The 13,087-nt window shown below is 61.7% G+C and carries 9 protein-coding genes, 1 tRNA gene and 1 riboswitch; of the genes, 5 read left to right on the top strand and 5 right to left on the bottom strand.

Annotation, left to right across the window (positions count from 1 at the left end; translation table 11 throughout):
* The first annotated feature begins 101 nt into the window (after window positions 1-101).
* On the top strand, window positions 102-2,045 hold the full coding sequence (locus MKI86_RS09040) for a glycosyltransferase family 2 protein (protein ID WP_241600125.1): 1,944 nt from the start codon (window positions 102-104) through the stop codon (window positions 2,043-2,045).
* Between the two features lie 32 nt (window positions 2,046-2,077).
* On the opposite strand, the gene MKI86_RS09035 is transcribed toward MKI86_RS09040, so the two are convergent.
* A tRNA-Gly gene (locus MKI86_RS09035) sits at window positions 2,078-2,151 on the bottom strand.
* 320 nt (window positions 2,152-2,471) lie between these two features.
* Between MKI86_RS09035 and MKI86_RS09030 the strand changes: the two genes are divergently transcribed.
* Complete coding sequence (locus MKI86_RS09030) at window positions 2,472-5,132, top strand: TonB-dependent receptor (protein ID WP_241600123.1); 2,661 nt, start codon at window positions 2,472-2,474, stop codon at window positions 5,130-5,132.
* Window positions 5,132-6,334, top strand: a complete 1,203-nt coding sequence (locus MKI86_RS09025; protein WP_241600121.1) for a cytochrome-c peroxidase — start codon at window positions 5,132-5,134, stop codon at window positions 6,332-6,334. Before MKI86_RS09030 ends, MKI86_RS09025 begins: the two co-directional genes overlap by 1 nt.
* 15 nt (window positions 6,335-6,349) lie before the next feature.
* Here the strand turns inward: MKI86_RS09025 and MKI86_RS09020 are convergent, their stop codons facing one another.
* Window positions 6,350-7,456 carry a 2'-deoxycytidine 5'-triphosphate deaminase gene (locus MKI86_RS09020; RefSeq protein WP_241600704.1) on the bottom strand — a complete coding sequence of 369 codons (1,107 nt, stop codon included), beginning with the start codon at window positions 7,454-7,456 and terminating at the stop codon, window positions 6,350-6,352.
* Between the two features lie 78 nt (window positions 7,457-7,534).
* Window positions 7,535-7,613: riboswitch (SAM riboswitch) on the top strand.
* Window positions 7,614-7,656: 43 nt separating this feature from the next.
* On the opposite strand from MKI86_RS09020, the gene MKI86_RS09015 reads away from it, so the two are divergent.
* Window positions 7,657-8,841, top strand: coding sequence for an O-succinylhomoserine sulfhydrylase (locus MKI86_RS09015; protein WP_241600119.1), 1,185 nt, complete (start codon window positions 7,657-7,659; stop codon window positions 8,839-8,841).
* A 121-nt stretch (window positions 8,842-8,962) separates the two neighbouring features.
* Window positions 8,963-9,355 (top strand): Co2+/Mg2+ efflux facilitator ApaG/CorD, encoded by a 393-nt coding sequence (apaG, locus tag MKI86_RS09010; protein ID WP_134647799.1) that lies wholly within the window; start codon window positions 8,963-8,965, stop codon window positions 9,353-9,355.
* Window positions 9,356-9,442: 87 nt separating this feature from the next.
* On the opposite strand, the gene MKI86_RS09005 is transcribed toward apaG, so the two are convergent.
* The 3 genes from MKI86_RS09005 to MKI86_RS08995 all read right to left on the bottom strand — a co-directional run bounded on the left by MKI86_RS09005 (window position 9,443) and on the right by MKI86_RS08995 (window position 12,763).
* The gene (locus tag MKI86_RS09005) at window positions 9,443-10,435 is read right to left on the bottom strand and encodes an Hsp33 family molecular chaperone (RefSeq protein ID WP_241600117.1); all 993 of its coding nucleotides are present in this window, start codon (window positions 10,433-10,435) and stop codon (window positions 9,443-9,445) included.
* Between the two features lie 196 nt (window positions 10,436-10,631).
* Window positions 10,632-11,543, bottom strand: coding sequence for an ornithine carbamoyltransferase (gene argF / locus MKI86_RS09000; protein WP_241600115.1), 912 nt, complete (start codon window positions 11,541-11,543; stop codon window positions 10,632-10,634).
* Between the two features lie 29 nt (window positions 11,544-11,572).
* Window positions 11,573-12,763 (bottom strand): aspartate aminotransferase family protein, encoded by a 1,191-nt coding sequence (locus MKI86_RS08995; protein WP_241600114.1) that lies wholly within the window; start codon window positions 12,761-12,763, stop codon window positions 11,573-11,575.
* Between the last annotated feature and the right edge of the window lie 324 nt (window positions 12,764-13,087).

Here is a 13,087-nt window from a genome sequence, read left to right as displayed (position 1 = left end):
CAAAAGCCCTTGAATTTTAGGGGATGAAATTTTGCGCGACGACATTACAATCAACTTGGGGTTACAAAAGGGGGCAGCCGTGAAAGCGGCTGCAGGGCTGCATGCGACTGGCAGAATATCCCGACGACATCGCTTTCGCCACCGCAATCGGCATCCTGCCGGCACGTCACGCAGCACGGCCGCCAAACCCATCCGTTCCATCGAAGTTCCTGACGGAAGCGCGTCTCTTCCGCAGGCTCGGGATTTCCAAGGTGCTCATATCGAACATGCTGGTGCGGGCAAACCGCAACGGCACGACCCTGGAGGCCGAACTTCTGGCCAGCGGTGCGATCGTCGAAAGCACCTATTACGAAGCGCTCGCCGAAATCCTGGATCTTCCCTTTCTGCCTGAGCTCGATCCCGCACAGGTGGAGGATATCGCGGGCGCCGACAGCCAGCTTGTCGATCCCACCGTCGTTCGCCTTCGCCATCCCGTCCGCCCGCCGATCACCGCGATCGTACCGAGCGCGGCGCGGCTTACCTATCTCGCGGAGCGGCTGGCGCAGTCGCCGGGACTGCGCATGACGCTTGCGGCAACGACGCCATCGGCCGTGCGGTCCGCCCTGTGGCAAGCCGGCCAAAAGCGGCGGCTGCGCGAAAGCATAGACCAGCTCTTCGGCAGCGCGCCTGAAGCGAGCGCGCGCATCACGCTGTGGGGGCGGCAGGGCTTTTATACCGGCGCAGCGCTCACGCTGGCGCTTGTTCTCGCCGTCGCAGAGCCGACAGCGGCCCTTCTTGTCCTGCATATCGTCCTCAGCTTCTTCTTCTTCGCCACGTTCTTCATCCGCCTCGTGGCGCTGGTCGCCACGAAACGGCAACAGAAACGTTTGCGCCCGGCACCGCCCGCCGGCCGTCGTCCCGTCTATTCGATCTTCGTCGCCCTCTACCGGGAAGCGGCGGTCGTTCCGCAACTCATCGATACGCTGAACAGGCTTGAATGGCCGGCGAGCCGTCTCGACATCAAGCTGATCTGCGAGGCGGACGACCAGGAGACGCTCGATGCGATGGCTGCCATGCGCCTCGGGCCGCAATACGAGGTGGTGGCGGTGCCGGCGGGCCGGCCGCGCACCAAGCCCAAGGCGCTGACCTATGCGCTGGGCGCTGCGCGCGGCGAGTATCTCGTGATCTACGATGCGGAGGACCGCATCGACCCGATGCAGCTGGAGGAAGCCTGGCGCACGTTCGAGGCCAGCCCGCCGGAGACCGTCTGCCTCCAGGCGCCCCTCGTCATCACCAATGCCCGGGAAAGCTGGGTAAGCGCGCTCTTCGCGCTGGAATATGCCGGCCTTTTTCGTGTGCTGTTGCCACGCCTTGCCGCCGCGCGCATGCCGATGCCACTCGGCGGAACGTCGAACCATTTTCGCACGCGCGTCCTGCAGGCCGTCGGCGGCTGGGATCCGTTCAACGTCACGGAGGATGCCGATCTCGGCCTGCGTCTCTATCGGAAAGGCTATCGCTGCGGCACGCTCACCCGCCCGACCTACGAGGAGGCGCCGACAGAGGTCCATGCATGGCTCGGCCAGCGCAGCCGGTGGTTCAAGGGCTGGCTGCAAACCTGGCTGGTGGTGATGCGGCGCCCGTCCATGCTGATCCGGGAAATGGGGCTCGGCGCCAGCATCGTCTTCCAGGTGCTGATCGGCGGGCTCATCCTGTCCTCGCTCGCCCACCCGCTGATCGTCGCCTATATCGCACTGATCACCGGGCAGCTTCTATCGGGGCAGGCGTACAATGTGGGCGCGCTGCAACTGACACTGTTCGTCATGGATATGGCCAATATCTTTGGCAGCTACGCCATCTTCGTCGCACTGGGACGGGCGGGCATGACGCCGCCCGAGCGGGCGGCTGTCGGCCGAAAATGGATGCTGACGCCCGTCTACTGGCTGCTCGCGTCCCGCGCCGCCTGGCGCGCCGTTCGCGAACTGCGCAGCAATCCCTTCTTCTGGAACAAGACCGCGCATCGCCCGGCGTCCGTCAAAACCGAAGCCGCGGTCGGCACAAGCTCCTGAAGCAACGACAAAGAATGCAGGAAAATCCGGGCTGGAGCGGGTAGCGGGAATCGAACCCGCGCGTTCAGCTTGGGAAGCTGACAGGCTACCATTACATCATACCCGCAGGGCAGCGCCGAGGCCGCATCCATTCAACAGTTCGCGGATTGTGTCAAGCGAGCCGCGCCAAACGGTCGGCCATATGAACGGATGTCCGAAGAGCAAGACGAGCGGCGCCTGATTACGACAACCCTAGGTGATTGATAAACAACAAAAATCGTCCGCGGCACGCCTTGTTATAAAAAGTGGTAATTTCGAGTCATATTTACGGCATTAAATCTTGACTCCAAATTACAAGTTTTATTATGGAAGTCTCCGAGGCGCCATGACGCCGAATTTTCCGGAGGCTTTTCAGACATGTATCCGATATCGAGGACGCCACGTCGCGTGGCGAACGCATCCGCTTGCCTGCTTGTCGGCACGCTGGGTAGCCTGTCGGTTTCTGCGGTCAACGCGCAGGACGGCGCGTCGCAATCGGATGCACCGACAGTGCTGGAGCAGATCGTCGTCAAGCTGCGTCCGCTCTGGCTCAGCCTTGGAGGCAAGGCGACCTCGGATACGGGAACGACGTCGCTCGAGAGCGTCGTCATCCAGAACAAGTCCAACGGGTTTGGCGACGCCAACTCGATCCTGCGCAATCTTCCCAATGTTCAGTACCAGAACGATTCCGACAACGACGCCGGCGTCGATGGACAGGACATGATCAACCTGCGGCCCCTCGAAGTCTCGATCTCGGGCGCCAAAGTCTACGAGAACAATTTCATCCTGAATGGCATCGGGATCAACAATGTCACCGGGTCGCAAGAGCCCTTCGGCGGCTCGCTCGGGACGTATGAGAACACGCCGAACATCAATGAAGTGTTCGGCCTGCATTCACAGACCGTGTTCGTGCCTGCGGACTTCATCGACACCGCTACCGTGATGGATAGCAACGTCTCCGCCCGCTACGGTCAGTTTCAGGGCGGGGTGATCGACTACACGCTCGCCAAACCCAAAACCGACAGGGTTACCGGCTCGCTCAGCTACGGCTTCGAGAGCGACAAGACGACCAGCTTCGTTCTGGGCACGAGGGACGGCCTCAATCCGCAGAACAACCCGCCACCGGAATTCTATCGCTACAAGTCCTCCGCCAGCGTCAACGTTCCGCTGACAGACAGCTGGGCGCTGATCGGACAATACAGCCAATCAGGTGCCGACACCAACAAGATCAAGGATTACCGCTACCACAGCGAGGAGGCGGAGGAGTTTTCCAAGAACAAGTTCTATCGCCTCGCCAGCAAGCACGACACCGATCTCGGCGTCTTCACGCTGGAAGGGTCCTACACCGACTACGAACAGGAATGGGACGGCTATTTCTATCGCGACACGCAGATCATGAGCCAGAACAGGGGCTTTACCGGACAACTGCGCTGGGAAAACGACCTGACCGCCTTTGCCTTCGATCCGCTCGGGATCGCCAACGTCAAATTTGACGCCAAAGCCTATTTCAACACATCCAAGACCGTTAACGATGGCGGGGAGAACGAGACGATCTATCGGACAGTCTGGGCCAGACCCAGCGTCAACAACAATGACCCTTCGACCTGGTTCTATTCGACCGATCCCAGCCTCCTGTCCTGGTGCCGCGTTCCGCTCTCAGCCGATCTGAAAGGCAGGGCCCAACTTTGCCGGGAAGGTGGGTACGGCAACAAGGCGCAGGGGCAGCAGGAAAACGGCTTTAAGGCGGATATCGATGGCGATTTTCTGGCCGGAACATTTGCGACCGGATTTGACTACCGGAGGATTGACGCCTATCGCCGGGCAGAACAGTACACGAGCTATTCGTCAAACAAAACGCTGCTCGACACACCTCGCGTACCCGCCTTTGTTTGCGCTCCCGGCGACATTGCTTGCTCCTACGAGCAATACGCCAATATCAAGGTCGTCACACCGGCATATCATAATAAGGCATCGATCGAAGCGCTTGATATGTATGCCGAAGTCGATCAGACATGGGACTGGCTTAACGTCAGAGCCGGCGTGCATGCCAGCTACGAAGATTTCTTCGGGAATTTTAATGTGGCGCCCCGCCTTAGTGGAACCGCGTCGCTGAACGAAGATCTCTCTGTTACCGCAGGCTTCAATCGCTACTACAATGCGAACTCACTCTATTATGCCATTCGCGACGGCCTGCCAAAATCACTGGCTTATAATCGTTCACACAACGCATCCGGCGTGGTCTCCGACTGGACGACGAAGCTTACGCAAAGCTATTACACGTTTTCAGGTCTTGATCTCGACACACCCTACAACGACGAATTTACCGCCGCAGTGAAGTGGACGGATCCATGGATTGATGGCGATCTGCGCGTTCGCTACGTGTACCGGCAAGGCAAGGATCAGTATTTGAAATCATCGGACTCCACCAGCACGGTGATGACGCTAACGAATGGCGGCGAGTCCGAATATCAGTCGGCAGCGGTGGAGTATGGCAAGACATGGGCCGTTCAATCGGGGCACATGGAGACCGTGCGTCTTTCCGGAAGCCTAGTTTGGTCGAAACAGAAAACGACATCGAATGGATATTTCGATGATCCGACAGACACGCGGATTTGGTACAATGACCAATCCTATTCTCTGGGCGAGTTTTCCATGGCAACGGGGAACATGGATATTCCCGTCAGGACATCCATGGACCTGGTGACGACCTGGTTCGACGAACGGTTGACACTGGGTGTTTCGGGTAACCTGAACCTGTCCTATGACGGCGTCCGTAACACCGACCTACGGTGCAACCCCTCAACCAGCGCCGCCGCCGCGTGCAGATTGCCGGCAGGGTCCGAAGGTCTAGGCATTATGCATGACATCTATGAAGACTTCCGCTTCAGGCCGGTTGCAACCGTCGACCTGAATGCGTCCTACAAGGCATTCGAATCCAGCTATGGTTCGCTCGAACTCGAAATGAAGGTACAAAACGCCTTCAATGAGACAGGCAATCGTATTTCGACCTCGACTCAGCCCTGGATTCCCGGGCGAAGCATCTGGCTTGGCGCGAAGGCGACGTTCTGATGGCCCGCCCTTTGCCATTGCTGATTGCCTTCTGGGCTCTTGGAACCGCGGTCGTATTTACGGCCGCCTTCCTGGAATTCGCCAAAGGACGCGAAGCGGCCCGCGAAGAGCGTTTCGCGTTGATCGAAGCACGCGCCCTGGACCAGCGCGAACGCGTGTTGCTTGAAGCCTTCCCCAGCGATCCATCCGACCGTGACCTGGTGATCCTGGCGGGACTGTATCGGCAGCCGGTCGAGGATTTTCCGCCGGTTTCGGTCTTTCCCGGAATAGAGGCCGAGCCGTTCGCGCCTCTCGCAATCCCGCCACGGCCCGAGGGCCTGGAACTTGAGAAAGCACAGCTCGGGTTTCGCCTGTTTCGCGACCCGATGCTATCGCGTTCGGGCCAGATTGCCTGTCAGAACTGTCACAACCGGGAACTCGGCTGGGGTGATGGCCTGCAGAGTTCCTTCGGCCATGATCGCGCCAAGGGAACGCGCAATGCGCCGCCCCTGTTCAATGCGGGGCTCCGGGCACCGCTGTTCTGGGACGGGCGGGCCGACACCCTGGAAGCCCAGGCTTTGATGCCTTTGACGGACCCACGCGAAATGGCCAACCACGACCTCGCGTCGGTCGTCGAGCGGATCGCGCAGCGTGCCGATTATCAGGAGGCGTTTCGATCGGTTTATGGAGGTGCGCCCTCCACCGCTGAGGTTGCCGATGCGCTAGCATCCTTCCAGCGCACCCTCGAAGAGCCGACACGGCTGGATCGTTTCCTTTCAGGTCAGTATCGCGCACTCAGCAATGAGCAGATCTGGGGCATGCATATCTTCCGCACGAAAGGCGGCTGTGCAAACTGTCACAACGGGCCTCTCCTGACGGACAACAAGTTTCATAATCTGGGGCTGTCATTTCTCGGGCGCCCAAGGGAGGATGTCGGCCGCTACACGGTCACGAACAGCCTTCTCGATGTGGGGCGCTTCAAGACGCCAAGCCTGCGGCACATCTCCCGCACCGCGCCTTACATGCACAACGGCATTATCCGTGACCTCAGGCGTGTGGTGCGCTTCTATGAAGTCGGCGGCGGCAGGACGCTTGCGCGCAACGAAGCCGAACGCGACAATCCGCTCATGCGCTTTGCCGGCATGACGTCCCCGTTCCTGGAGCCGTTTTCACTGACCGCGCGCGAGCGCGATGCGCTGGTAGCATTTCTGGAGGCCCTTTGAGGAAAGGCTTTTAAGTCACCCGGCGCGGAAGTGCTTGGAGAGCTTGAGGCCCTGGGCCTGATAGTTGGAGCCGAGGCCCGAACCGTAAAGGCCTGCCGGGGCTTCGAGCATGTGCTCGTAGATCAGGCGGCCGACAATCTGACCGTGTTCGAGGATGAAGGGCACCTCGTGGCTGCGCACTTCCAGCACTGCGCGGCTGCCGGAACCGCCGGCCGGCGCGTGGCCGAAACCGGGATCGAAGAAGCCGGCATAGTGCACGCGGAATTCGCCGACCAGCGGGTCGAACGGCGTCATCTCGGCCGCATAGAGCGGCGGCACATGCACGGCCTCTCGGGAAACGAGGATGTAGAACTCGTCCGGATCGAGGATCAGCTCGTTGCGGCCGCGACTGAACAGCGGCTCCCAAAAGTCGAAGATGTCATGCTGGTTCTTGCGATCGACATCGACAACAGAGGTGTGATGCTTCCCGCGATAGCCGATCAGGCCATCCGGCCCCGTGCCCTGGAGATCGATCGACAGGGCGATGCCGCCGCCGGAGACATTCGGCGTTTCGCTGGCGACAAGCGTGTCGCTGACATGGAGCGCCGTGAGCTCGCTTTCGCTGAGGAGCGCATTGCCCTTGCGAAAGCGGACCTGCGACAGGCGAGAGCCGCGCCGCACCACGATGGGGAAGGTGCGCGGGGAGATTTCCAGATAGAGCGGGCCGGAATAGCCGGCCGGAATCTTGTCGAATTCCTGTGCGCGGTCGGTGATGACGCGGGTGAAGATATCGAGGCGGCCGGTGGAGCTCTTCGGATTTGCCGACGCAGCCAGTTCGGCCGGCAGGTCGAGGCTTTCCATCAGCGGCACGATATAGACGCAGCCGGTTTCCAGCACCGCGCCCTCGCTGAGATCGATGACGTGCAGCTGCAGGCGGTCGAGCTTGTCGGCGACGAGATGGGACGGGCCGGGCAGGAAGCTGGCCCGCACGCGAAACGCCTTGGCGCCAAGGCGCAGATCGAGGCTCGCCGGCTGGATCTGATCGTCATCCAGCGCGGCTTCGCTTTTCAGCCGCCCGCTTTCGAACAAGCCGCGGATGGCGTTGTCCGCCAGAATGCCCGTGCTGCGCACCACAGAAGCCATAGTCATACCGTCCCGTCAGAAGCCCCGCACAAAACCAAATGCCGGCAATTGACGCAAGCGCGGGCGCGCAGTATTAGCAGATTATCCCGTGGTGATTTGGCCGGCCGGCTTGCAGCCACGTAAAACAAGTAGCTAAAAAGGCCGGGTTCGAAACCGGCTTGCTTTTGCGGCCGGTTTTTTTGTTTGAAGGCGACGATCACATGAGCAAGTCCTGGCGCCCGGCCACCCAACTCGTTCACGGCGGAACCACCCGCTCCCAGCACGGCGAAACCGCCGAAGCCATCTTCCTGACGCAGGGCTTTGTCTATGACACGTCCGCTGCGGCCGAAGCCCGATTCAAGGGCGAGACGGACGGTTTCATCTACGCCCGTTACGGCAGCCCGACAAACGACATGTTCGAAAAGCGCATGTGCATGCTGGAAGGCGCCGAAGACGCCCGCGCCACCGCCTCCGGTATGGCCGCCGTATCCGCCGCGATCCTCTGCCAGCTCAAGGCCGGCGACCACATCGTCGCCGCGCGTGCACTGTTCGGGTCCTGCCGCTGGGTCGTTGAAACGCTCGCGCCGAAATACGGCATCGAATGCACGCTGATCGACGGCCGCGACCTCGCCAACTGGGAAGGCGCGATCCGCAAGAACACAAAGGTGTTCTTCCTCGAAAGCCCGACCAACCCGACCCTGGAGGTCATCGACATCGCAGGCGTGGCAAAGCTCGCCAACCAGATCGGCGCGAAGGTGGTGGTCGACAACGTGTTTGCCACGCCGCTCTTCCAGAAGCCGCTGGAGCTTGGCGCGCATGTCGTCGTCTACTCCGCCACCAAGCATATCGACGGCCAGGGCCGATGCCTCGGCGGCGTCGTTCTGTCGGACAAGCAGTGGATCGACGAGAACCTGCACGACTACTTCCGTCATACCGGCCCGGCCATGTCGCCGTTCAATGCCTGGACGCTGCTGAAGGGTATCGAGACGCTGCCGCTGCGCGTGAAGCAGCAGACGGAAAATGCGAGCCGCATCGCCGACTTCCTCGCCGACCAGAAGCAGGTTGCCCGCGTGATCTATCCCGGTCGCAAGGACCATCCGCAGGCCGACATCATTGCCAAGCAGATGACAGGCGGTTCGACGCTCGTCTGCTTCGAGATGAAGGGCGGCAAGGAGGCGGCGTTCGCGCTGCAGGATGCGCTCGAGGTGGTGAAGATCTCCAACAATCTCGGCGATGCCAAGAGCCTGATCACGCATCCGGCGACGACGACGCACAAGAACCTGACGGACGAGGCGCGCGCCGAGCTCGGCATCTCTGACGGCACCGTGCGCCTGTCGGCCGGCATCGAGGACAGCGACGACCTGATCGAGGATTTCGCCCGCGCGCTTTCCAAGGTCCAAGCCTGATCCCGGCAGGATTGAAAAATGAAAGAGGGCACCGGCTGCAAGGCCGGTGCCCTTTGCGCTTCTCCTTGACGAAACCGTATTCGTGTAGAATAGCAGGGGTTGTTAAGTTCAAGGCTTGCCCATGTATCGTGCGCTGACCCGCGACATCGAAGTGACCGTCGAGCCATATTATCTGGCCGATCAGTCCGATCCCGACGACAGCCGCTATGTCTGGGGATACCGGGTCGTCATTTCCAACCACTCCGACATCGCCGTGCGTCTGGTGACGCGCTATTGGCACATCACCGACCAGAACGGACAGGTGGACGAGGTGAACGGCCCGGGCGTGATCGGCGAACAGCCGGTGCTCAGGCCCGGCGACACCTATGAATATTCATCCGGCTGCCCGCTGGAAACGCCGTCCGGCATCATGTTCGGCCGCTACCGCATGGAAGCGGAAAACGGGGAAGCCTTCGACGTCGCCATTCCGGCCTTTTCGCTCGACACGCCGGGACAGGCGCGCACGCTGAATTAAGGGCGGGCTGGAAGCCCCTCATCCGGAACCTTCTCCCCGCAAGCAGGGCGAAGGTTCCGGCAGGCGGATGAGGGGCAGCCGCTGACCTTAGTGCGGCAGGACTTCCGCTGCTTCGAAGCGGTAGGTGGTCGAGCAGAACTCGCAGGTGACAGCGATCTCGCCTTGTTCGTCCGCTGTATGGGCGATCTCTTCGGCGCTGAGCGCCGCCAGCACACCCTTCAGCTTTTCGCGCGAGCACGAGCAGCGGTCGAAGACCTGCTGCGGCGGGTAGACCCGCACGCCGCGCTCGTGGAACAGGCGAAACAGCAGCCGTTCGGTGCCGACAGTCGGATCCGTCAGCTCATCGGCATCGATTGTTTCGACCATGGCCTTGGCCTCGGCCCAATGATCATCTTCATCGATCCTGTGGCCGGCGTCGTCGCCGTCACCGCCGGGAAGATCGGCCTGGCGCATGCGCTCGGGTGATTGCGGCAGGAACTGCGCGACCATGCCGCCGGCACGCCAGCGATGACGCGCCTTGCCATCGGCATCACGGTCGTACAGCTCGGCGACGCCAAGGCGCACCTTGGTCGGGATCTGCTCCGACTGGCGGAAATAGACGCCGGCGATCTCTTCCAGCGTATGGCCGTCGAGCGGAACGATGCCCTGGTAGCGCTGCATATGCGCGCCCTGATCGATGGTGAAGGCAAGGATGCCCTTGCCGAGCAGCTCATGCGGCTCGGTCGCGCCGGCAGCGATGGCGGCATCGAGCGCGGCCTGATCGAAGCGCGCATAGGCGCGCACATCCTGCGGCGCGGAGAAATCCGCGACGAGCAGGTCGACCGGGCCATCGCCCTTGGTCTGCACGATCAGCTTGCCTTCGAATTTCAGCGAGGTTCCGAGAAGCACGGTCAGCGCGATGGCTTCCGCCAGCAGGCGGGCCACGGGTGCGGGATAATCATGCCGGCCGAGAATGGTATCCAGCATCGGGCCGAGCTGCACGGCGCGGCCGCGCACATCCAGGCCCTCGACCTGGAACGGCAGGACGTGGTCATCGCCGGCATAGCCGGGTTCACCGAGTTTCAGGGCGGTTTCCGCCATCATCATTCTACTCCTTCACGCGCCGCGATACCGGCGGGCGCCAGGCCCGGCCGCTTGGGGCAGCACTCTATCGTGATTGCGCATTTGCCGGCCGGGATCATTCCATACCAGGCGGGCATGCGCCAGTGAAAGCGCCTTGCGACGCCTCTGCGATAGGCCCTAGATCGTGCCGCCAGCGCCGTTTTTCAAGACGGCCTCAAACGGCTCCGAAGCACCAGGCGAGGATGGACTTCTGTGCGTGCAGGCGGTTTTCGGCCTCATCGAAAACCACCGACTGCGGGCCGTCGATAACCTCGTCGGTGACTTCCTCGCCGCGATGGGCGGGCAGGCAGTGCATGAAGAGCGCATCCTTGCCGGCACGCGCCATGAGCTGCGGATTGACCTGATAGGGCTGGAAGATGTTGTGGCCGCGGGCGCGATGCTCCTGGTTCATCGAAACCCAGGTGTCGGTGACAACAAGATCGGCACCGTCGACCATCGCCTCGGCATCGTGCCCGAGCAGGATGTTGCCGCCGTTGTCGCGCGCCCAGTTGAGGATCTTGTCATCCGGCTCGGAGCCCATCGGCACGGCCATCTTCATGGTGTAGCCGAAGCGGGCCGAGCCCTCCACGAAGGAGTGCAGCACGTTGTTGCCATCGCCCGTCCAGGTGAAGGTCTTGCCCTTGCTCGAACCGCGATGCTCCTCGAAGGTCATGACATCGGCCATGATCTGGCAGGGATGCGTGAGATCCGTCAGCGCATTGATGACCGGCACCGTGGCGTGCTCCGCCAGTTCCAGCAGGCGTGCATGATCCGTCGTGCGGATCATGATGGCGTCGACATAGCGCGACAGGACTTTGGCCGTGTCGCCGATCGTTTCGGCGCGGCCGAGCTGCATTTCCGTGCCCGACAGGAACAGCGTCTCACCGCCGAGCTGGCGCATGCCGACGTCGAACGAAACGCGCGTGCGGGTGGAGGGTTTCTCGAAGATCATGGCAAGCATCTTGCCGGCCAAAGGCTTGGTTTCGGTGCCGGCCTTGTTGGCGGCCTTTCGCGCATGCGCATCGTCCATGATGACGCGGAGATCGCTTTCCGAAACGGCGGAAAGATCGAGAAAATGCTTGGCCATGATGTATCCTGTCCCAGTCCCTTGTGCGCTCAGGCAGCCTTGGCGGCGCTCAGCTTCTCGGCGGCCCGCTCAATGCGGGCAAGCCCTTCGCGTGCATCTTCCGCCGTGGTGATCAGCGGCGGCAGAAGGCGCAGCACATTGTCGCCCGCCGGTACGGCAAGCAGCTTTTCAGCGCGCACGGCCTTCAGCAGATCGGCGACAGGAATCCGCGCCTTGATGCCGAGCATCAGGCCCTCGCCGCGCACGTCCTCGATGATGTCAGGGAAGCGATCCTGCAGCGCCGCGAGGCCCTGACGGAACACCAGCGCGACATCACGCACATGCTCCAGGAAGCCATCGGCAAGCACCACGTCGAGCACGGCATTGCCGACGGCCATGGCGAGCGGATTGCCGCCATAGGTGGAGCCGTGCGTGCCGGCCACCATGCCGGATGCCGCTTCGGCCGTCGCAAGGCACGCACCGAGCGGGAAACCGCCGCCAATGCCCTTGGCGATTGCCATGATATCGGGCGCAACGCCGGAATGCTCATAGGCGAAGAAGCGGCCCGTGCGGCCAACGCCCGTCTGCACCTCATCGAGGATGAGCAGCAGGCCGTATTCGTCGCAGAGCTGGCGCAGCTCCTGCATGAACTCCTTCGGCACCGGCCTGAGGCCGCCCTCGCCCTGAACGGGCTCGATCAGGATTGCGGCGGTTTCCTCGGTGATCGCGTCCTTTACGGCGGCGATATCGCCGAAGGGAACCTTCAGGAAGCCCGCCGCCTTGGGGCCGAAGCCCTCGATGTACTTTTCCTGTCCGCCCGCGGCGATGGTCGCGATCGTGCGGCCATGAAACGCGCCTTCGAAGGTGATGATGTGGTATTTGCCGGGATGCCCCTTGGCGAAATGGTAGCGGCGCGCGGTCTTGATCGCGCATTCCAGCGCTTCCGCACCCGAATTGGTGAAGAACACCTTTTCCGCGAAGGTTGCGTCCGTCAGCCGCCGGCCGAGGCTTTCCTGACCCGGAACCTCATAGAGGTTGGAGAGGTGCCAGACCTTGTCGGCCTGCTCCTTCAGCGCGGAAACGAGATGGGGATGACCATGCCCAAGCGAGCTGACGGCCACGCCGGCGGCGAAATCGAGATATCGGTCGCCCTTCTCGTCGACCAGCCAGACGCCCTCCCCGTGCGTGAACCGGAGCGGCGCACGCATATAGGTTTCATAGAGCGGCGCGGCATCGGCCATGGCGCGTATCCTCCAAAAGGGATGCGGAAAAGAAATTCAGGGGCTTGACTTTCCGATTGCCAGAAAAATCAAAAGCCGCCTTGCGGCGGCATGCTGCACTATCTGCATTTCATGTCGTGATGTCAATAAAATGCATAGCTCCAAATCGCACTGAACCTCCCGCAGGGTGAGGATTCACGGCATCCATGGACAGTGTCGCTATCGAGTCACACCCTACCAGCAAGTTGGGGAAAACTCCGAAATCGATTCGCCCCGATTCCCCCGACTCTTGTCACAGAGTCCCCCGGACTCTAGGTTAAGGGCCAATTACTAGACTGCATGCGG

The sequence above is a fragment of the Shinella sedimenti genome (assembly GCF_022601905.1).
In the GTDB taxonomy this organism is placed as follows: Bacteria; Pseudomonadota; Alphaproteobacteria; order Rhizobiales; family Rhizobiaceae; genus Shinella; species Shinella sedimenti.
The sequence above is the reverse complement of the archived record's forward strand: the minus strand, read 5'-3'. Positions and strand labels throughout refer to the sequence as shown.

What these genes read in the sequence shown, in the direction of transcription:
- MKI86_RS09020 (WP_241600704.1), bottom strand. Translation starts at nt 7,456, where the DNA reads ATGGCTTCTGTGGTGCGCAGCACGGGCATTCTGGCGGACAACGCCATC.
- MKI86_RS09040 (WP_241600125.1), top strand. Translation starts at nt 102, where the DNA reads ATGCGACTGGCAGAATATCCCGACGACATCGCTTTCGCCACCGCAATC.
- argF (WP_241600115.1), bottom strand. Translation starts at nt 11,543, where the DNA reads ATGGCCAAGCATTTTCTCGATCTTTCCGCCGTTTCGGAAAGCGATCTC.
- MKI86_RS09025 (WP_241600121.1), top strand. Translation starts at nt 5,132, where the DNA reads ATGGCCCGCCCTTTGCCATTGCTGATTGCCTTCTGGGCTCTTGGAACC.
- MKI86_RS09005 (WP_241600117.1), bottom strand. Translation starts at nt 10,435, where the DNA reads ATGGCGGAAACCGCCCTGAAACTCGGTGAACCCGGCTATGCCGGCGAT.
- MKI86_RS08995 (WP_241600114.1), bottom strand. Translation starts at nt 12,763, where the DNA reads ATGGCCGATGCCGCGCCGCTCTATGAAACCTATATGCGTGCGCCGCTC.
- apaG (WP_134647799.1), top strand. Translation starts at nt 8,963, where the DNA reads ATGTATCGTGCGCTGACCCGCGACATCGAAGTGACCGTCGAGCCATAT.
- MKI86_RS09015 (WP_241600119.1), top strand. Translation starts at nt 7,657, where the DNA reads ATGAGCAAGTCCTGGCGCCCGGCCACCCAACTCGTTCACGGCGGAACC.